21 protein-coding genes and 1 pseudogene are annotated in these 18,635 nt (G+C 45.8%); 20 read left to right on the forward strand and 2 right to left on the reverse strand.

Going from position 1 to position 18,635, the window contains the following annotated elements; all coding sequences use genetic code 11:
* The first annotated feature begins 75 nt into the window (after window positions 1-75).
* The 9 genes and pseudogenes from DMB88_RS03225 to DMB88_RS03265 all read left to right on the forward strand — a co-directional run bounded on the left by DMB88_RS03225 (window position 76) and on the right by DMB88_RS03265 (window position 6,753).
* Complete coding sequence (locus tag DMB88_RS03225) at window positions 76-288, forward strand: hypothetical protein (protein ID WP_128100177.1); 213 nt, start codon at window positions 76-78, stop codon at window positions 286-288.
* A gap of 27 nt (window positions 289-315) precedes the next feature.
* A complete protein-coding gene (locus tag DMB88_RS03230; RefSeq protein WP_128100178.1) occupies window positions 316-1,188 on the forward strand; it encodes a hypothetical protein in 873 nt (290 codons plus the stop codon).
* A gap of 57 nt (window positions 1,189-1,245) precedes the next feature.
* A pseudogene (locus tag DMB88_RS03235) lies at window positions 1,246-1,350 on the forward strand (DUF523 domain-containing protein); the annotation flags it as partial.
* 269 nt (window positions 1,351-1,619) lie between these two features.
* Window positions 1,620-2,330: an NAD(P)H-dependent oxidoreductase gene (locus DMB88_RS03240; RefSeq protein WP_251384497.1), complete on the forward strand. Its 711-nt coding sequence runs from the start codon at window positions 1,620-1,622 to the stop codon at window positions 2,328-2,330.
* A 239-nt stretch (window positions 2,331-2,569) separates the two neighbouring features.
* Window positions 2,570-2,992 carry a MarR family winged helix-turn-helix transcriptional regulator gene (locus tag DMB88_RS03245; RefSeq protein WP_128100179.1) on the forward strand — a complete coding sequence of 141 codons (423 nt, stop codon included), beginning with the start codon at window positions 2,570-2,572 and terminating at the stop codon, window positions 2,990-2,992.
* A 162-nt stretch (window positions 2,993-3,154) separates the two neighbouring features.
* Window positions 3,155-3,736 (forward strand): NAD(P)H-dependent oxidoreductase, encoded by a 582-nt coding sequence (locus tag DMB88_RS03250; RefSeq protein ID WP_128100180.1) that lies wholly within the window; start codon window positions 3,155-3,157, stop codon window positions 3,734-3,736.
* Between the two features lie 108 nt (window positions 3,737-3,844).
* Window positions 3,845-4,156 (forward strand): ArsR/SmtB family transcription factor, encoded by a 312-nt coding sequence (locus DMB88_RS03255; RefSeq protein WP_056697254.1) that lies wholly within the window; start codon window positions 3,845-3,847, stop codon window positions 4,154-4,156.
* A gap of 156 nt (window positions 4,157-4,312) precedes the next feature.
* Window positions 4,313-5,347, forward strand: a complete 1,035-nt coding sequence (locus DMB88_RS03260; RefSeq protein WP_128100181.1) for an LLM class flavin-dependent oxidoreductase — start codon at window positions 4,313-4,315, stop codon at window positions 5,345-5,347.
* A 245-nt stretch (window positions 5,348-5,592) separates the two neighbouring features.
* Window positions 5,593-6,753: an AI-2E family transporter gene (locus DMB88_RS03265; protein ID WP_128100182.1), complete on the forward strand. Its 1,161-nt coding sequence runs from the start codon at window positions 5,593-5,595 to the stop codon at window positions 6,751-6,753.
* 839 nt (window positions 6,754-7,592) lie between these two features.
* On the opposite strand, the gene DMB88_RS03270 is transcribed toward DMB88_RS03265, so the two are convergent.
* The gene (locus tag DMB88_RS03270; RefSeq protein ID WP_128100183.1) at window positions 7,593-7,964 is read right to left on the reverse strand and encodes an ArsR/SmtB family transcription factor; all 372 of its coding nucleotides are present in this window, start codon (window positions 7,962-7,964) and stop codon (window positions 7,593-7,595) included.
* A 347-nt stretch (window positions 7,965-8,311) separates the two neighbouring features.
* Between DMB88_RS03270 and DMB88_RS03275 the strand changes: the two genes are divergently transcribed.
* The 9 genes from DMB88_RS03275 to DMB88_RS03315 all read left to right on the forward strand — a co-directional run bounded on the left by DMB88_RS03275 (window position 8,312) and on the right by DMB88_RS03315 (window position 16,585).
* Complete coding sequence (locus DMB88_RS03275) at window positions 8,312-10,669, forward strand: heavy metal translocating P-type ATPase (protein WP_128100184.1); 2,358 nt, start codon at window positions 8,312-8,314, stop codon at window positions 10,667-10,669.
* 117 nt (window positions 10,670-10,786) lie between these two features.
* Window positions 10,787-11,140, forward strand: a complete 354-nt coding sequence (locus DMB88_RS03280) for an SdpI family protein (protein ID WP_128100185.1) — start codon at window positions 10,787-10,789, stop codon at window positions 11,138-11,140.
* 199 nt (window positions 11,141-11,339) lie between these two features.
* A complete protein-coding gene (locus DMB88_RS03285) occupies window positions 11,340-11,546 on the forward strand; it encodes a DUF6366 family protein (RefSeq protein WP_128100186.1) in 207 nt (68 codons plus the stop codon).
* A 125-nt stretch (window positions 11,547-11,671) separates the two neighbouring features.
* Window positions 11,672-12,139 carry a MerR family transcriptional regulator gene (locus DMB88_RS03290; RefSeq protein ID WP_128100187.1) on the forward strand — a complete coding sequence of 156 codons (468 nt, stop codon included), beginning with the start codon at window positions 11,672-11,674 and terminating at the stop codon, window positions 12,137-12,139.
* A gap of 234 nt (window positions 12,140-12,373) precedes the next feature.
* On the forward strand, window positions 12,374-13,594 hold the full coding sequence (locus tag DMB88_RS03295; RefSeq protein WP_128100188.1) for an MFS transporter: 1,221 nt from the start codon (window positions 12,374-12,376) through the stop codon (window positions 13,592-13,594).
* Window positions 13,595-13,612: 18 nt separating this feature from the next.
* Complete coding sequence (locus tag DMB88_RS03300; protein ID WP_128100189.1) at window positions 13,613-14,035, forward strand: universal stress protein; 423 nt, start codon at window positions 13,613-13,615, stop codon at window positions 14,033-14,035.
* A gap of 182 nt (window positions 14,036-14,217) precedes the next feature.
* Window positions 14,218-15,657 (forward strand): aldehyde dehydrogenase family protein, encoded by a 1,440-nt coding sequence (locus DMB88_RS03305; RefSeq protein WP_128100190.1) that lies wholly within the window; start codon window positions 14,218-14,220, stop codon window positions 15,655-15,657.
* Between the two features lie 115 nt (window positions 15,658-15,772).
* Entirely contained in the window at window positions 15,773-16,021 is a 249-nt protein-coding gene (locus DMB88_RS03310) for a MerR family transcriptional regulator (protein WP_128100191.1), read from the forward strand.
* A gap of 12 nt (window positions 16,022-16,033) precedes the next feature.
* On the forward strand, window positions 16,034-16,585 hold the full coding sequence (locus DMB88_RS03315; protein WP_128100192.1) for a TipAS antibiotic-recognition domain-containing protein: 552 nt from the start codon (window positions 16,034-16,036) through the stop codon (window positions 16,583-16,585).
* Window positions 16,586-16,758: 173 nt separating this feature from the next.
* Here the strand turns inward: DMB88_RS03315 and DMB88_RS03320 are convergent, their stop codons facing one another.
* Window positions 16,759-17,238 carry a GAF domain-containing protein gene (locus DMB88_RS03320; RefSeq protein ID WP_128100193.1) on the reverse strand — a complete coding sequence of 160 codons (480 nt, stop codon included), beginning with the start codon at window positions 17,236-17,238 and terminating at the stop codon, window positions 16,759-16,761.
* A gap of 184 nt (window positions 17,239-17,422) precedes the next feature.
* Here DMB88_RS03320 and DMB88_RS03325 point away from each other — a divergent pair, with 184 nt between their 5' ends.
* Window positions 17,423-17,710: a hypothetical protein gene (locus tag DMB88_RS03325; RefSeq protein WP_128100194.1), complete on the forward strand. Its 288-nt coding sequence runs from the start codon at window positions 17,423-17,425 to the stop codon at window positions 17,708-17,710.
* Window positions 17,711-17,986: 276 nt separating this feature from the next.
* Window positions 17,987-18,559, forward strand: coding sequence for a GNAT family N-acetyltransferase (locus DMB88_RS03330; RefSeq protein WP_128100195.1), 573 nt, complete (start codon window positions 17,987-17,989; stop codon window positions 18,557-18,559).
* The last annotated feature ends 76 nt before the right edge of the window (window positions 18,560-18,635 follow it).

Consider the following 18,635-nt stretch of genomic DNA (forward strand, 5'->3'; position numbering starts at 1 on the left):
GAGCTGAAGCAGTACATGATTGAGCTGGAAGAAGAGTATGCCAGGCAGCAGAAACAACTTAACTATGAAGAGTGAATGTTGTTCTCAGTTAAGATTAACCGTCCACTACGGGAATACATGGATGAGATTAAGAACGATAAGAAGAAAAAGCAGGAACATCTAGCGGCTACATATGCATCCCAACTCTGGAACGAGTTCACATCCAAGTTGCGTGGCGATCCGTTGACAGACAGATTCGTGACGCGAGTAGCTGAATTACTGTTCGAGATTAAGAAACTGCTCAACTGAAGTCATTCAACCGAATGGCTTTTTTTATTGCATAACGCGACTTACGTAAACGGGACTTGGAAGACCAGAAAGACAAGCTCCAATGGTGAGATTCCGGGGGAGCGGCTGGAGCATCGATTCGTACGTCAGATTCCAGGGTTGTTGGCAGACATCGGCAGTGACAGCAGCATGAAGCCTGTACGGGTGCTGCGGAGCGCCGTAATGAAGAAAGGTCAGGCCATTCCTACAATGAATACAACACTGACGGTACAGAATGAACATTCCTACGGTGAGATCCGATGGAAGCAGGATCAGGCTGTTTACGTTTCGGGGGATCTTGTGTTAGATACAGAGCGAGTAACGGCGGAGATGTTGCAGACTGCCCAAGAGGCTCTCAAGGGCTTATCTGGTGAATCAAAGTTGCCACTTCGTGATGTATCCTATTCGCGAGACGATGATCAGTCTGAAGAATCAATTAGTTTGACGTTTGGCGAGCATTATTTGGTACGAAGTACCCAAGGCAAGGCAGGTACTCATTATATGGTGATGGATTACAAAGGGTATACACCCGAACTGAAGACCATGGAAGATCACGAGAACTACGTGGAAGAATTGTTGGGTGTACAAGAAGAGATAATCAGACAACATGCAGCACCAATGGTCAAACAAATATTTAATATTGATCTGGATGACTACACATTTTATCGAGATTCTAGCAACCTCGGTATGGCCTCATTCAGACCAGAAGGTAATGAAGATCCAGAAGGTACTATAGATTCAGGAGTTACAACAGATTCAAAATCCACAACAGATTCAGAGGAACCATCGGGAACAAAGGATGAAATTCAGATTCGATACACTCACGATGCACGAATTACGATGATCGAGAGAATCCAGCACGAAGAGAACGGCTCAAGGTAATGGGATATGGTACAATCTTCTTCATAGTTTATGGAACCAGAAGAAGGAGTTAAGAAGATGAGATATTTGGTGAGTTCATGTCTTGCCGGGGTAGCATGTCGATACAACGGTACAGCAAGTTTGGATGAGAGAATTCGGGAGCTTGTGGAACAGGATCAAGCCAATATCCAAGCAGCGAATCGCATAACTACAACTATACTTACTTTTTATAACTAAGAAACAAGATTGTGCTTACTTTCTATTTGGAAACATTAACACTAGAATAGTACCTAGAGTTCCAAGTCCCAAGATATTGCTATATAAATTGAACTAAACCTTTACACGAAAACGGAGAGGATAGAAATCTGGGGTAACAGCGATCGGAAGGTTGTTCTGTCATCGGAGTGGCAAGTGTAAATATTCTTTAGTTCAATTTATATGGATTAGGGATAATGAACAAAGTAGAGAAAAGGATGTGGATTGTTGTGGAGAATTCAAGCAAAGAAATCATGAAGGAAAACGTATTAAAGGCTTATCACTTCCGTCATGCGACAAAACAGTTTGACGCTACACGTACCATTCCAGCAGAGGATTTTGAATATATTCTAGAGACGGGACGTTTATCTCCAAGCTCTATTGGATTTGAACCGTGGAAGTTTCTGATTGTGCAGAATCCAGCTTTGCGTCAGCGGTTGTCCGAGGTGTCCACCGGAGCCCAGAAGCAATTAGCTACAGCAAGTCATTTCATGGTCATTCTGGCTCGAACGGATGCCGGTTATAATTCGCCGTATGCGGAGTACATGCTGAAGGAGATCAAAGGCATGCCTGATGATGTATTTGAGCTGACCAGCGCAGCATATGGCAAATTCCAGAATAACCAACGGTTGTTTGAAACTCCACGTACCTTGTTTGATTGGGCGTCCAAACAAACGTATATTGCACTAGGCAACATGATGACTGCTGCCGCGCTGATCGGAATCGATTCTTGTCCAATTGAAGGATATGACTATGAGAAGGTGCATCAGATTCTGGAGGATGAAGGATTATTGGAGAATGGAGCATGGAATATCTCGGTGATGGCTGCATTTGGCTATCGTGAAGAAGATCCTGCACGGGAGAAGACGAGAAAGTCACTGGATAACATTACACAATGGATCGAGTAATGTTATAAAACGATCATGATTTAAATAGACTGGATACATACTCATGTACGTATCTATGAATGATAATGCACACCTATATATGCTTCATGTATACGTTGCACATCGAGCTTCTGCAGGAACCTATGAGGGGATACAGAGGCTCGTTAGTGTGCAGTGAACGAATGTAGTTAACTTCCCAAATTAGTACCCTATCCAATAATCTATTTGCAAATACATAGATATCTATATATAATAAGCTCATGCCAAAATATAATGCAATTGCACTGATCGCAAGAATCAGGGATCACGTTAATAAACGAATCGTACATGAGTTAGAACAGCATGAGGTGACGGGCATTGTCCCTTCTCATGGTGACGTCTTGATGTTTCTCTACCGCGAAGAGGCACTATCCATTAAGATGCTGGCTGAGCGAGTGCAGCGAACCCAACCCACGGTAACTGTGCTGGTGAACAAGCTGGAGAAGCTGGGATATGTTGAGCGGCATAAGGGTGCAGAAGACAGCCGTGTAACGATGATTCGCCTGACAGAGCAAGGGCGGAAGCTGCAACCGGTGTTTAACCAGGTTTCCAAACAGATCAATGAGATGATATACTCGGGTCTGTCCGACGAACAGGCAGAACAACTTGAGCTCCTGTTGTCTAGCATCGTCCGCAAGATGTAACCATTTGCGGATGGATGCAAAGTATTTTTTTATGCACAAACATAGATGTCTATGTATATGTGTTCATCCATGCACAGAAGCTGTAGATGCGAAGTGGTTGAAGCGAAGTTTTGTAAGCAGGTTATAGGTAACTATACTCAACTTAAATTGGAGGAATTTTCAATGAAACATCTTATCGTATATGCACATCCACACGAAGGTAGTTTGAATAACGCGATCTTAAACACGGCTGTAGAGGCACTTGAAGCACAAGGGCATGAGGTTGTTGTTCGTGACTTGTACAAACTGGGCTTCCAGCCTGTACTTACTGAAGCAGACACGGCTTCGATGCGTGCAGGACAAACACCGGAGGACATTGCTACAGAGCAGAAGTATGTTGCTGATGCCGAAGCCATTACGTTTATTTACCCGATCTGGTGGACAGGACTTCCAGCGATCCTGAAAGGTTACGTTGATCGTGTGTTCGCTTATGGATTCGCTTATGCAGCAGGTGAAGCCGGTATCGAGAAATTACTGACTGGCAAAAAAGGACTAATCATCAATACACATGGTACGCCAAGCGAGGTGTACGATCAGATCGGCATGACAGCTGGTTTGAAAGTTACTTCTGATGTTGGAATCTTCGACTTTGTTGGCATCGAAGCTGTCGATCACCTGCTGTTCGGAAGCATTGGTTATCTGGACACCGCGGCTTATGAAGCGATGTTGGAGCAAGTGAAACAGACTGTTAGCACTAAATTTTAAATAATTGCATGACAAGTTGCTTGTATATCAGGCCGATTCGTAATGATACGAGTCGGTCTGTTTGTTCAATCATTTGCAAAACAGCAGAAAGGGGGTATAATCGTACCCATGGAACCTATACTCATATTTAAAGCATTGTCCAACGAGACACGTAGACAGATTTTGTTGTGGCTCAAAAACCCGGAGCAACACTTTTCGCCGCTGGAATTATCCCAGCATCCGGATGGAGGGAAGAATGGCATCTGTGTCGGAACGATTCAGATGAAGGCTGGACTTGCTCAATCTGTCATATCCAGCTACTTACTGACCATGCTCAAAGCCGGATTGCTGCTCTCAGAGCGCAGGGGACAGTGGACATATTATCGCCGCAATGAAGAAATCATTCGTCAATTTGCCGATTATGTGCAGCATGAGTTATAAGCCGTGCGCAAGGACGGAAGCAAGAATGCAACTGCAACGGGTATTCCGTCCGAAGTATACGGCTAATCATGAGTAATCCATATCTTTTTTATCGTCTTATTAATCTATATATCTGGATATACAAAAATATAATTCAAAAAGGAGTACATTCTCATCATGACCACTGAACACCAAGCATCATCTCGTAAAGAACGGATTACCGACGTTAAGCTATCTATCTTGGATTTGGCTCCAGTCGTGGTAGGATCAACGCCTGCCGACGCTCTTCGTAACAGTTTGGATCTGGCGCAGCATGCGGAACGCTGGGGATACCACCGCTACTGGGTAGCGGAGCATCATAATATGCCAGGCATCGCGTCTTCTGCGACGTCGGTCGTTATTGGGTATCTGGCAAGTGGAACATCAACGATTCGCTTGGGCTCTGGCGGCATTATGCTCCCTAATCATGCTCCACTCGTGATCGCGGAGCAGTTTGGCACACTGGAATCACTTTATCCGGGGCGGATTGACCTCGGATTAGGACGTGCACCCGGAAGTGATCGCCGCACATCGCTCGCTCTTCGCAAAGACCTGAACAGTGGCGAAGATTTCCCTGAATTGTTAGCAGAGCTGAGAGCTTATTTCGATGCTTCAGCGACTTCCTATCATGCTCCCGTTCGTGCAGTGCCAGGGGAGGGGCTGAATATTCCGATTTGCTTGCTCGGTTCCAGTGATTTCAGTGCCAGACTAGCAGGACAACTGGGATTGCCGTTTGCTTTTGCCAGCCATTTCTCACCGGATTATACACGAATTGCCCTGGAAACGTACCGAAACAACTTCCAACCATCCGATCTGCTGAAAGAGCCACATGTTATTGTGGGTGTAAATGCGGTGGTTGCTGATACGGACGAAGAAGCCGCATGGTTAGGAACAACGATGCAGCAGCAATTCCTGAACATTATCCGTGGCACGACCGGACTGGTACAGCCGCCAGCGGATATGGAAGGCAAATGGACAGATCGTGAGCGAGCAGGTGTAGAACAGACGTTAAAAGCAGCTGTTAATGGTTCTCCTGAAACGGTACGTGGGCAACTGGAGTCATTTATTGCGCAGACCCAAGCAGATGAACTTATCATCACATCCATGATCTATGATCATCAAGCGCGTCTACATTCGTATGAATTGATCGCCCAACTGGCTGGAAAAGCGTAAAACAATATTAATCAATTAACCTAATATTCCGATTAAAGGCTCGTCTCGTTGGAGGCGAGTCTTTTTTTGGGATTAATTGCAAAAGTGCACTTTGGGGCAGAAGGTTGTATTTCGGGTAAAATGAGTATACCGATCAATTATGAAACGACAGATTGAGTCGATACGTATAAATCGGGAGTGTCATACATAAGTTGGCTTGTACAGAGTTTGCGTACATCAGCAATAGAAGAAAGGAAGACAAGTCTATGGAACAACCGGAACAACCCCGAATTTGGCCGGATCGATTCAAACGATTTTTTTTGAATAATAAGTTTGTCCTATTCCTGTTGATTCTGTTATTGGTCGGATTGAACGTTATGGTGATGACGAAGATATCCTTTGTTTTTCATCCCATTGCAGTGTTGATCAAAACCATTGTATTACCCATCATTTTGTCTGGAGTACTGTACTATCTGCTGAATCCGTTGGTTGATGTGATGGAGAGGTGGAAAATTAAGCGCGGCTGGTCAATATTGATTCTGTATCTCGCTATAGGCGGTATTTTGACCATTGTCGTACTTGCTGTTATTCCTGTATTGCGTAATCAGATTATGGGTCTAATTGCGAACTTCCCAGCATATAGCACAGCGGTTCAAGAGAAATTTGTGCAGCTCACAGGAAGTGAGATGTTTAACCAGGTTCAAGAAACGATCAATTTTAATTTTGAAGATCTATGGGCTACACTCTCAGCGCGTGCTACGGAAATTCTGAATCACACGTGGACAGGAATCGGAGATTTCTTAGGTGTATTCACGGAGACTGTGCTGTCGATTGTGACGGTTCCGTTCATTTTGTTCTACCTGCTCAAAGATGGCAAGAAGCTTCCAGCAAAAATTTTGTCCTTCTTACCAATCAAGAGCCGTACAGGTGCGATGCATGTGCTTGAGGATATTAACCATCAGATCAGCTCGTTCATTCGTGGACAGATTATCGTCAGCTTCTGCATCGGTGTTCTGCTCTACATTGGTTACATGATCATCGGGCTGGACTATGCATTGATTCTTGCTATTATTGCTTCATTCACCAGTGTGGTGCCGTATCTCGGTCCTGCTATTGCCATTACGCCAGCGCTGATCGTAGCACTGGTTACATCACCGGTAATGCTGCTCAAAATGATTGCTGTCTGGACGATTGTGCAACTGATCGAAGGCAAGTTCATCTCGCCACAGATTATGGGTAAAACATTGAAGATTCACCCAATCACCATTATCTTTGTTATCCTGACCTCAGGTAACCTGTTCGGCGTTGTCGGCATTCTGCTGGCTGTACCGGGTTACGCCGTATTGAAGGTATGTATTTCCCACATCTTCAATTGGTTCAAGAGCAGTACAGGTCTATATGACCCGAACAAAAACAATCTATTGTAGAGGTAGTTCAAAAAGGACGCTTTTGATTACGAAGGATGCCTGACGGCATCTCTGCGTCGAAGATAGGATTCAGCCGAAATGTCCGTTGCTCACGTAGGTTTGCCTACGCTCCGCTACTCCATTTCTAGCTTTATCCTATCTTCTTGGTACTGAAAACCGTCCTTTTTGAACATGTATTGTAGAGGAAGTTCAAAAAGTTCGCTTTTGATTACGAAGGATGCCTAATGGCATCTCTGCGTCGAAGATAGGATTCAGCCGAAATGTCCGTTGCTCACGTAGGTTTGCCTACGCTCCGCTACTCCATTTCTAGCTTCATCCGATCTTCTAGGTACTGAAAACCGCCCTTTTTGAACTTGTATTGTAAAGGTAGTTCAAAAAGTCCGCTTTTGATTACGAAGGATGCCTGACGGCATCTCAGCGTCGAAGATAGGATTCAGCCGAAATGTCCGTTGCTCACGTAGGTTTGCCTACGCTCCGCTACTCCATTTCTAGCTTCATCCGATCTTCTAGGTACTGAAAACCGTCCTTTTTGAACATGTATTGTAGAGGAAGTTCAAAAAGTTCGCTTTTGATTACGAAGGATGCCTATAAAACGGTGCCCTTATGAACAAGAACCCCGCCTGTCGGCTTACTGCCGATGGACGGGGGTTCTTGTTTGTTCAGCAGGTTAGGGCGTGTCTGCAAACTCGCTGAAGTGCATCTTTTACCGCCTTTTCGCCCCCTGCTGCGTCAGTTCCCCTTGACGTGCCCCGGCACGCCTGCGGAAAACTTCCTTGCTTGGAACGAAAATTCGGCAAAATCTGCGTCCTTCGGAGTTCTCAGACACGCCCTAGCTATACCTAGCCATGCTTAATATGCTGGAGCGTTTGCAGGAAGATCTGCTCAATATGTGTATCATCCAGAGAATAATACACCGTCTTGCCCTCTTTGCGCCGCTTCACAATGCGCATATTGCGTAGTGACCGTAGCTGATGTGAAATGGCTGACTGCCCCATATCAAGCAACACCGTGAGATCATGCACACATAATTCCTTTTGCAACAGAGCATCAATAATACGTAGACGCGTGGGATCACTGAATGCCTTGAACCAATCTGCCATTTCGGAAGAAGTCTCCCGATCTATTAGAGATGTACGGATGGACTGCACATCTGCCTCGGTACCTGAGCAGGCGACGTCGCATTCGGATACAGCTTTAACCGGTTGTTCCATTACCTATCACCGCCTATATTCAATCAACACTGGATAACTTGTTATACGATATACGCCTATTATATCCAAAAATCGTCTAAAGCGAAATGATTACTATTAGCATAATTTGTATGAAAAATCAATTACGAATGTTGACACTTGTATTTAGGCATGCATATAATGAGGTTAAATGAACATATGAATGATTGATCATGCGTTATAAAAAAAGAATTATTTGAGCTATATAAGTTCAAACAAACTTTTTACACGAGAACGGAGAGGACAGAAATTCTGTCATCGGAGTGGTAAGTGTAAGCATGCTTTAATTGAACTGATATAGTTTCGCAACTGCAAAGGGGAGAATTCACATGGGAACCGGATCAGAACAGGTGAAGAGGGAACTGCTGCTAGATGGATTAGATTGTGCGAACTGTGCGTTGAAGATTGAGAATGGCGTCAAAAAAATTAGCGGCATTACCGAATGCTCAGTTAATTTTGTAACCAAAACATTATCGTTGCACACAACATCAGATATGGATGAACAGGTTGTGGAGGAAGCGAAACGTAAAGTCCTGCGATTAGAGCCACATATTCGTATCTCGGAAAAAGGAAAACCGTCTACCGCTGGACGCTCTGCAGTAGGCGCACTTCAACATCAGGGTCATGCACATGGGCATGGACATAACCATGGAAGCCATGATCAGCATACACACGATCATGGACATCTAACGACAGGCAGTGATCATGTTCATGAACATAGCCATCACAGCCATTCTCATAACCATAATGATGATCAGCATATCCACGCAGAGCATCAGCACGGTCACGAAGGTCATACTCATGCTGGTCATTCCCATGAACATGGAGCTGGGCAGACCAAAGTGCTACTCGCTAGGCTCGCAGCGGGTTCCGTTCTCATGGCGGCTGCGATCTGGTCTCCATTAGAAGGATGGGCACAGCTTGCGCTATTCATTGTTGCGTATTTGATTGCAGGGGGAGATATCGTTCTCCAAGCAGGTAAAAATATACTACGTGGTCAAGTGTTCGATGAATACTTCCTTATGTCCGTTGCGACGATTGGAGCTTTTGCCATTGGTGAATATCCAGAAGGGGTCGCAGTAATGCTCTTCTATCAGCTGGGTGAGCTTTTCCAGGGCATGGCGGTTAACCGTTCGCGGAAGTCAATTCAGTCACTGATGGACATTCGTCCAGATTATGCCCACATCCTTACTGGTACAGGGGATGAGACAAAGCGAGTAACTCCTGAAGAGGTTCGAATTGGAGATCGTATCCTTGTAAAAGCGGGAGAGAGAGTTCCGCTGGATGGCATCGTGAGGGCGGGGCATTCGATGGTAGATACGTCAGCTCTAACGGGTGAATCCGTACCGCGGGAATTGGAGCCTGGCAATGATGTACTCAGTGGGTTTGTGAACAAAAATGGATTGCTGACAATTGAAGTGACCAAAACATTCGGGGAATCGACGGTTTCCAAAATCCTTGATCTCGTGCAGAATGCCAGCAGCCGTAAAGCCAAAACGGAACATTTTATAAGTAAATTCGCTCGGTACTATACACCGGTTGTTGTGATCCTGGCTGCGTTAATTGCATTGGTTCCGCCTCTGCTCTTGAGTGGTGCTACCTTCGCAGATTGGATCTATCGGGCTTTGGTCTTCCTGGTGATCTCCTGTCCTTGCGCGCTTGTAGTATCGATCCCACTTGGATTCTTCGGCGGCATTGGTGCGGCTTCTCGTAATGGTATTTTGGTAAAAGGCAGCAACTATCTTGAAGCATTGAACGATGTAAAAGTGGTTGTTTTTGACAAAACGGGCACACTAACCAAAGGCGTATTTAAAGTCACAGCCATTCACCCAGAGGGTGGACGTACGGAAGAAGAGCTTATGCGGTTAGCTGCTATTGCAGAAGCTCAATCGAATCATCCCATTGCGGAATCTATTCGCGCTGCATGGGGACAAGAGATTCCAACCGAAGGTGTGGACGGTTACGATGAAGTTGCCGGGCATGGCATCAAGGTTAAGGTAGATGGAAAAGAGGTACTGGCGGGCAATGCCAAACTGATGCAGCAGGCGAACATCTCCTATACTGCTCCGCAAACGGTGGGTACTGTCGTTCACATTGCTGAGGCAGGAACGTATGCAGGACACCTGATTATCGCTGATGAAGTGAAGGATGACGCTGCAGATGCAATCCGAGCACTGCGTAAGCTGGGGATTCGCAAAACGGTCATGCTCACTGGGGACGCGAAGGCAGTAGGTGAAGCAGTCGGGCATGATCTGGGTGTGGATGAGGTCTACGCAGAACTATTACCTCAGCACAAAGTCGAGCAATTGGAGAAGCTGGAAGCAGCCAAGTCACCGAAGGAGAAAATGATTTTTGTCGGTGATGGGATCAATGATACACCAGTGCTTGCCCGGGCTGATGTAGGTGTTGCTATGGGAGGACTCGGTTCAGATGCGGCAATTGAGGCCGCTGACGTTGTGATCATGACCGATGAACCGTCCAAGATTGCCGGTGCAATTCGCATTGCCAAGCGAACTCGTGTCATTGTATGGCAAAATATCGGATTTGCCCTTGGTGTCAAAGCCATCTTCCTGTTGCTCGGTGTATTCGGAATTGCGACGATGTGGGAAGCGGTATTCTCGGATGTAGGCGTCACGGTTCTTGCTGTCCTCAACGCGATGCGCGTACTAAGAGTGCAGGAAAGCTAAGTTTTCGAAACGCTTCATGGCGGCTCTTCGTATATACGTAGAGCCGTTTTTTTGTTTTTAACAGGTCGTGGTCATGTAGGCTGAGTAAGCTCAACAGAAGAAAGGGGAAAGGCAGTTTTGGCTGGATCGATTTTAGGGATAATATGTGGGGTGTGTTATTTTATACTGGGTTTCATGATGTTCAAGAAACCACCGAGAGCAATCAATGGAATCTACGGTTATCGTACACCAAGAGCGATGAGTGATCCGGAATTGTGGAAGGAAGCGCAGCATTATGCCTCGAATCTGATGATGCAGTTTGGTTTTATCATTCTGGTATTCGGGATTCTTGGATTTTGGTTTACTGAAGTACAAGCATTGGTACTGAGTCTGGGCTCGTTAGCTTTTTATACGATTCGATTGTTTGTGAAGGTAGAGGGGCGTTTGAAGGAGTTACAAAGTAAACCTAAAAAAAAGCCGCAGAATGCATAATACAAATAGGCATAGCACCAACCGAGGGACTCGCACAAGCGGGTCTTTTTTGTAGCTATTAAAGTAGGTGCATACGAATAAACATAGAATTAAGCTGATTATAAAATATATACATACTTATGGATGATTTAACCAGAAATGAAACATTTATTTAGTATAATAGGAGTACAACCAATTTTGAAAACAGGGGGGAGTTAACATGACGAATCAAGAGCCGCAGCGAGAAAGAGAACGGCTAGCCCGTGAAGAATTAAAGAATAATCCAACGGGAACGATGAAGGATGCATATGATCGGTCGACGATTGGCAACCTAGGAGAACTGGTGAGCACCTTAGGATGGAAGGGCATCGGGATAATCATATTGATTATTTTAGTGGGAATCGCAGTGAAGTCGATTTTCTTTTAATGTTTTTGAAGAGGAGAAGCTTCATTCCAGATTCCGTATACATAAAATCTAACGTTGACGTTAACGTTAAAATTATATATAATTATGTACATAACATTACAGACATATAAAGTGAGGTGAAGGAAATGAGTTTGTATAAAATTGATGATGTCGCTAAGGAAAGTGGACTAACCAAACGTACAATCCGGTATTACGAAGAGATTGGTGTCATGCCTTCACCTCAACGGACGGATGGTGGCACGCGATTATACACCTGGGAGGACATTACGTATCTGAAAAAGGTCGTTCGCGCCAAGGAGGTATTGGGTTTCTCACTTCAGGAACTGCATGCGTATGTCGCAACATCAGATGCGCTGAATGAACAGCGTTTTGACTATCAGCAGACGATTGAAGTGCAGGAGCGCATTGAGAAGCTGAGCACGATGGAGACCACGCTGAATGAACAACTGGATTTGATTGAACAGAAACTTCATAGCATTCATGCCGTGCAGAGTGAACTTGAGGAGTTACGAGGACGAGTTCAGACGGGTATTCAGCGGTTGCAGGAACAGAAACAAGAACAAGACCCATCAGATCGAGTCCAAGACGGATAAATAGCAGCGCGAAAGATAATGTGAATGTGATTTGAAAGAAATAGGGCGACCAGCCTTTTGAAATAAATGTATAGCTGAGAACATAAGCACCGCCCATGTCGGTGTTCTTTTGTTCCGTTTTGATTCCGTTTTTTATGAAAGTGAAATGAAAGTTTCATCATTTACAATACTTTAATCGTTAAATGATGAACCTAGCAACACCAATACACAGACCATCATCAGGAGGAATTAGTTATGAAAAGAGAACCAACGCAACCTGACGAATTGCCGTCATCACGCGGAGGGCTGTTATCACAGCCGAGAGCCGTATGGGCTGTCGCCTTTGCATGTATTATATCGTTTATGGGGCTTGGACTTGTCGATCCAATCTTGCCTGCCATAGCCGATCAATTGCATGCATCCAAAAGTCAGGTTTCCCTCTTATTTACGAGCTACAATGCGGTCACAGGTATTGCCATGCTGATCACCGGTGTTGTATCCAGCCGGATTGGTGTGAAATGGACGCTACTGAGCGGTATATTGCTCATTATCATTTTCTCCGCTCTTGGGGGAACTTCGGATACGGTAAGTGCTCTGGTAGGGTACCGTGGCGGTTGGGGTCTTGGTAATGCGCTATTCATCGCAACAGCGTTATCTGCCATTGTAGGTCTATCCACGTCAGGGACAGCGAAAGCTATTATTTTGTACGAGGCAGCACTGGGGCTTGGGATTGCAGTAGGTCCACTGCTCGGTGGCGAGCTTGGCTCCATCTCATGGCGCGGTCCATTTTACGGTGTGGCTGTGTTGATGACCATTGCGTTTATTAGCATTACGTTTATGTTGCCTAAGATGGCCAAACCGAAAACAAGAAGTTCCTTGTCCGATCCGTTCAAGGCGCTTAGTTATCCATCTCTGAAAACATTAGCGATTACTGCTTTCTTATATAATTTTGGCTTCTTTACATTAATGGCTTATTCACCATATGTCATGAATCTGGACGAGCATGGGTTAGGGTACGTGTTCTTCGGTTGGGGACTGGCGCTGGCGATTACGTCTGTATTTGTAGCTCCTAGACTGCAACGCCGATTCGGATCTGTTCCATCCATGAGTGTCATGTTAACCTTGTTCGCTATTGATCTGGTTGTAATGGCTGTAGGTACAGTGATGGGCTCCTCTACAACCGTCATTGTGGCAGTTATTGTAGCGGGTATTTTCCTAGGCATTAACAATACGCTAATCACAACCGCTGTAATGGAAGCTGCGCCTGTGGAGCGTTCCGTAGCATCTGCGGCGTACAGCTTTGTTCGTTTCTTGGGCGGTGCGCTTGCACCGTGGCTTGCAGGTAAATTATCCGAATGGTTCTTGCCGGAGACACCGTTTTATTTTGGCGCGATCATGGTGCTGATTGGTGTGGTTGTTCTGTTGGTTCGCCGCAGCCATTTGCGTGAGATTGATACGGCTATTTCGCATCATTAATACCGAGGAGGAAGCGACATGATTGAACGAATACTTGTAGCGGTGGATGGATCGGATCATGCTCATAAGGCACTGGAGACAGCAGTCGAACTAGCAGAGGGTATGCAAAAAAATCCGCAATTGCTCATTGTACATGTGAACCCATCCATATCCATTAATGAGCCTGCGCTGGGCGTTGATCTGGACGCTAGAATCGCTGAAGAAGGCAGACATATCGTAGAGCCAATTCATGCGTTCCTGACGGGACGTTCCGTCCCTGCTGAGACACTTCTAATCGCTGGAGATCCTGTGAATGAGATCTGCCGGGTTGCAAGGGATCATGGATGCGGGCTGATCGTCATGGGTGCTGGAGCTAAGAGTATGCTGGCTGAGATTGTACTTGGCAGTGTGAGTCACGGAGTTTTGAAACATGCTCATTGTCCTGTACTAACAGTTAAATAGCGCTGTAGCTGCATGATAAAGAGCTTGTATATGAGCTTTACGGTTCGAGATATCTGAGATTGTTACTTAGATGAAAAATACAATATTAAGCCTATCTACTGGGTTGAGAATAATAAAATAGTGTATAAATAAATAGGGTGATCCCGTGTTAATTTATATGTTCATCTTGTAGTAATGAAGGGATGGAGGATGCAGCAGTGAAAAAACAACATCTGTTTATCGGAGGGAAACCTACCGAGTCTATACAATATAAAGAGCTTCAGGCACCTTATTCCGGTGAGACACTTGCGGAGGTTGCTACGGCTTCGGCAGAGGAGACGGAAGCAGCTATTGCTGCAGCAACCCAGGCTGGAGATACAATGCGCCGAATGCCCGCACATCAGCGTGCGGAAATCCTATATAAGCTTTCGGCGCTGCTCCAGGAACGTAAGGATGAGGCCGCACGGGTTATTGCTCTGGAAGCGGCTAAGCCAATTACAGCCGCAATAGCCGAGGTGGAACGGACCATTGAGACATACCGTTTTGCTGCAGAAGAGGCGAAGCGACTAACTGGGGAGACCGTGCCTATGGATGCAGCCAAGGGCGGAGAAGGACGTGTTGGATTTACGATGCGTCAGCCGCTTGGTGTCATTGGAGCAATTACGCCTTTTAACTTCCCGATGAACCTGGTAGCGCACAAGGTTGGGCCGGCGATCGCAGCGGGTAATACCATTGTGCTGAAACCAGCAGAGCAGACCCCACTGTCCTCATACTATATCGCTGATCTACTTCAGGAGGCAGGCTTACCCGATGGTGCTCTGAACGTGGTTAGTGGAGATGGCAAGACGATTGGTGATGTGCTCGTGGCTGATCCACGTATTGCCCATATTACTTTTACAGGCAGCCCTGCTGTAGGTAAGAGCATTCGCAGTCAGGCTGGGTTGAAACGAGTGACCCTTGAGCTTGGATCGAATGCTGCTGTCATTGTGGATCGGGACGCGAATCTTGATAAAGTGATCCCTAGAAGTGTGACAGGTGCATTTACTTATCAAGGACAGGTGTGTATCTCTCTCCAACGGATTTATGTGCACCGTGAGATCGCGGATGAATTTATTCGTCGTTTTGCAGAGGCAGCCAAGCAAGTCGTCATTGGTGATCCCTTGAATCCGGATACGGTTGTGTCTGCTCTAATATCAGCGAAGGATGTACAACGTACACAAGAATGGATCGCTGAAGCGAAGCAAGCGGGAGCTGAAGTGGTGGCTGGGGGCGAAGTACAAGGTGGGATTCTGCGTCCTACTGTGTTAGTTAACGTACCCCGCGATGCCAAAGTATCTTGTCAGGAGGTATTTGCTCCGATTGTGGTCATTAATACGATTGATTCGGTCGAAGAAGGTATTGAACATGTGAATGATTCCATCTATGGACTTCAAGCAGGCATATTCACCAATGATATTCAGACCGCTTTACATGCGGCGGAACACATTGAAGCTGGCGGTGTCATGATTAATGATATTCCTACATTCCGGGTTGATCATATGCCATACGGCGGCGTGAAGCAGAGCGGTATGGGACGTGAAGGTGTGAAATATGCGGTGGAAGAGATGACCGAATTGAAATTTGTGATGTTTAACAAAAATTAAACCAGTGAACAATTGATCGATCTTAAGGCAGCGATCTACTACCTGATGAAGCACTTATGATCTGATAATATGTCTGAAACCCAGTAGTTGCAGACCATGACAGGAGGTGTTTGGAATGGCATATACTATGGCTGACGTATCCGGTATGTCCGGAGTGAGTTTGGATGAATTAAGTCAATATGTGGATGCTGGGCTCTTAACCCCAGCGTTTGTCGGCAATGACCCGAACGACGTGTATTATGAGAAGCCGGAACTGTTAAAGCTCCAGCAAATACTGTTCTGCAAGGAACTTGGTGTGGAGCAGGAAGAGATCGGCTCAATGCTACAGGAAGATCCGTATGACATGATTCAAATGATGCAGTAGCAACGTATTCAAATGCTAGAAAAGGCACTTCGCTTGCATGGTCTAATACAAACACTCGACAAAACGATATCCCATCTGCAAGGTGAGCAAGAAATTGAGGAGGGCGCACTATACGAGGGATTTGTTGAGCCGAGACAGCGCAGTGTGTTACTGCAACAACCTTCATCGGGCGCTGGTTCGATTTTTCGTCCGAAGTTGGATGAGATGAACACAGACAAGCCTAGGCACAATCAACAGTCTGATAATACACTCCGGAGTGTGCAGCTTAAGACGAAAAGAGACTATCTGGATTCTCAGGAGAAAATAGATGGCATCAACCGTGACCTGCAACAGGCTATCGAGGATGGTTTGTCTGCGGATAGTCCGAAGGTGCAGCAGATTATTGACAGACATCTGGAATGGGTCAGAGGGTATTATACTCCTACAGCCGAGATCTACCGGGAGTTAGGTAATCTGTACGTTGAACATCAGAACTTCCGCCAAATGTATGACGGGTATCATCCTAAGCTCGCTGAATTCCTAAGGGATGCAATGTTGATCAAAGCGGAACAAGAATTGTCTTAGATGCATAACATGTTGAAGGGCGAGCAGAACATGGGTGTATGAAGATGGCAAATGAAAAAGCACAGTCCAGTTGCGGACTGTGCTTTTCATTTTGCCGAATTTTCCGTTTGTATGAAGCAAGTGAACCTCAGACCCTCACAAGCTTTATGCGTAGAGAGACTCACAAGACCTACTTACAGTTGGTCTACGATCAGTTGCACTGCTTGCTCCAGGAAGATCCGGTCTTCGTCGTCAAAACGGTTCTTAATCGGACTGTCGATATCGAGTACTCCGTATAGTTCCCCATTTTTAATAATCGGTACGACGATTTCGCTGTTGGATGCAGCATCACAGGCAATATGGCCTGGGAAAGCATGTACATCGTCAACGACGAGCGTACGTTTTTCTGCAGCAGATGTGCCGCATACACCGCGTCCAAGTGGGATACGGATGCAGGCAGGCAGTCCTTGGAATGGACCAAGTACAAGTTCTTTGCCATCATACAGATAGAAGCCGACCCAGTTGGTATCGGTCAAAAATACATTGAGCAGCGCCGCTGCGTTTGCCAGATTGGCAATGGCGCTAGGTTCATCGCGAATCAGAGCGCTTAACTGTCCCAGGACGGCGTTGTGCTGCTCGCTTCGTGTTCCTTCATAAGAAACAGCTTGAAACATGGTTAATCACCCTCCCGAGCAAAAATGGTACTTATTTTCAAGATAGTGTAGTGTATGTCGTTAGTCAAGCGGAGGATTTTGAAAACGAAGGAACTAACCTGTAAATTCCTCCTGTTTCTCTGCTTCTTCACTGGGGTAATTACTTAGCAATCACAGAGGGCGAACCCTGGAAGGAGATTGACTTATGCACGCAGAGGTACAGAATCTTTTTGTACGGATTCATCTTCTATATTTGGCTCAGCATCAGGATTTGACGGTTAGTGACGCACTGCCTTGGCTGGAAGAACGGGGATATCGTGTGGGAGAGCGGGAGATTAAGCAGGAGCTTGAACACCTGACGCAAGAAAATTTCCTGACGGCGCATGGAGACCAGTGGAGTCTTACAGGCACAGGTATTGAGGAGTATAAGGAAATTACAGCTGTACTCGGCCGAGTCAGCAATGAATTGTTAGCCACAGGCACTGAAGCTTAGGTAAACCTAATTGTGAAGATATGATTGGGACAAGCTCTATGGCTGAATGTGCCTGATGAGTTGAGCAATATGTAGAACAAGACCGGGAGCATATGTGGCCCGGTTTTTTTGATGTTATAATAGAGGCTGTTCCGAAGGTATACTTCGATCTTCACCGTACTTTTTTGAACATGCACGAATCAGGATTAAACCGTTGCCATCATGCGCAGGTTATGGTTAGATAATTATTGAATTTTTTATGGTCTTTAGGTATGGATCGGATCGGAGAGTATGTTGATGTATAAATGTAAAGGTAGAATCCCTGAGCTTGAGACGGGACGTCTTCGCTTGCGCAAAATGCGTCGCCGTGATGCTGCACAGATGTTCGCGTGCTGGTCAGATCGAGAGGTGACCCGATATATGAATCTGGCCCCCATGGTTGGGGCAACTGAAGCAGCGGATATGATTGGTCTGCTTAACCATATGGCTGGAGAAGAGGATGCGATCCGTTGGGGAATAGAGCTGAAAGAGACAGGACGCCTTATTGGAAGCTGTGGATTCAATACATGGCAACTTGAAGGCGCGTTTCGCGGTGAGATCGGCTATGAGTTAGGACGTAACTACTGGCGGCATGGGTATATGTCGGAGGCGTTCTCGGTATTGCTGTCCTTTGGATATGAGACGATGGGACTTAATCGCATTGAGGCACTTGTGGATCCGCGTAATGCGCCGTCAGGTGGATTTCTGGAGAATATGGGATTTACGAAAGAGGGGTTACTTCGTCAAATTCAACATACGTCTACGGGATACAAAGACATGTTAATGTATTCTCTTTTGTATGATGAATGGCTGCGGGCGCGTAATAAATAAAAAAAATTCAACTAGACCTTTTACACGAGAACGGAGAGGACAGAAATTCTGGTTGATATAGAAATGAAGAGAGAAG

It is taken from the genome of Paenibacillus sp. DCT19, assembly GCF_003268635.1.
Classification (GTDB): domain Bacteria; phylum Bacillota; class Bacilli; order Paenibacillales; family Paenibacillaceae; genus Paenibacillus.

Bases quoted from the DNA above. Each gene is read 5' to 3' on its own strand.
- DMB88_RS03225 (WP_128100177.1), top strand. From the start codon at position 76: ATGTTGTTCTCAGTTAAGATTAACCGTCCACTACGGGAATACATGGAT.
- DMB88_RS03240 (WP_251384497.1), top strand. From the start codon at position 1,620: ATGAACAAAGTAGAGAAAAGGATGTGGATTGTTGTGGAGAATTCAAGC.
- DMB88_RS03245 (WP_128100179.1), top strand. From the start codon at position 2,570: ATGCCAAAATATAATGCAATTGCACTGATCGCAAGAATCAGGGATCAC.
- DMB88_RS03250 (WP_128100180.1), top strand. From the start codon at position 3,155: ATGAAACATCTTATCGTATATGCACATCCACACGAAGGTAGTTTGAAT.
- DMB88_RS03255 (WP_056697254.1), top strand. From the start codon at position 3,845: ATGGAACCTATACTCATATTTAAAGCATTGTCCAACGAGACACGTAGA.
- DMB88_RS03260 (WP_128100181.1), top strand. From the start codon at position 4,313: ATGACCACTGAACACCAAGCATCATCTCGTAAAGAACGGATTACCGAC.
- DMB88_RS03265 (WP_128100182.1), top strand. From the start codon at position 5,593: ATGGAACAACCGGAACAACCCCGAATTTGGCCGGATCGATTCAAACGA.
- DMB88_RS03270 (WP_128100183.1), bottom strand. From the start codon at position 7,964: ATGGAACAACCGGTTAAAGCTGTATCCGAATGCGACGTCGCCTGCTCA.
- DMB88_RS03275 (WP_128100184.1), top strand. From the start codon at position 8,312: ATGGGAACCGGATCAGAACAGGTGAAGAGGGAACTGCTGCTAGATGGA.
- DMB88_RS03285 (WP_128100186.1), top strand. From the start codon at position 11,340: ATGACGAATCAAGAGCCGCAGCGAGAAAGAGAACGGCTAGCCCGTGAA.
- DMB88_RS03290 (WP_128100187.1), top strand. From the start codon at position 11,672: ATGAGTTTGTATAAAATTGATGATGTCGCTAAGGAAAGTGGACTAACC.
- DMB88_RS03295 (WP_128100188.1), top strand. From the start codon at position 12,374: ATGAAAAGAGAACCAACGCAACCTGACGAATTGCCGTCATCACGCGGA.
- DMB88_RS03300 (WP_128100189.1), top strand. From the start codon at position 13,613: ATGATTGAACGAATACTTGTAGCGGTGGATGGATCGGATCATGCTCAT.
- DMB88_RS03305 (WP_128100190.1), top strand. From the start codon at position 14,218: ATGGAGGATGCAGCAGTGAAAAAACAACATCTGTTTATCGGAGGGAAA.
- DMB88_RS03310 (WP_128100191.1), top strand. From the start codon at position 15,773: ATGGCATATACTATGGCTGACGTATCCGGTATGTCCGGAGTGAGTTTG.
- DMB88_RS03315 (WP_128100192.1), top strand. From the start codon at position 16,034: ATGCTAGAAAAGGCACTTCGCTTGCATGGTCTAATACAAACACTCGAC.
- DMB88_RS03320 (WP_128100193.1), bottom strand. From the start codon at position 17,238: ATGTTTCAAGCTGTTTCTTATGAAGGAACACGAAGCGAGCAGCACAAC.
- DMB88_RS03325 (WP_128100194.1), top strand. From the start codon at position 17,423: ATGCACGCAGAGGTACAGAATCTTTTTGTACGGATTCATCTTCTATAT.
- DMB88_RS03330 (WP_128100195.1), top strand. From the start codon at position 17,987: ATGTATAAATGTAAAGGTAGAATCCCTGAGCTTGAGACGGGACGTCTT.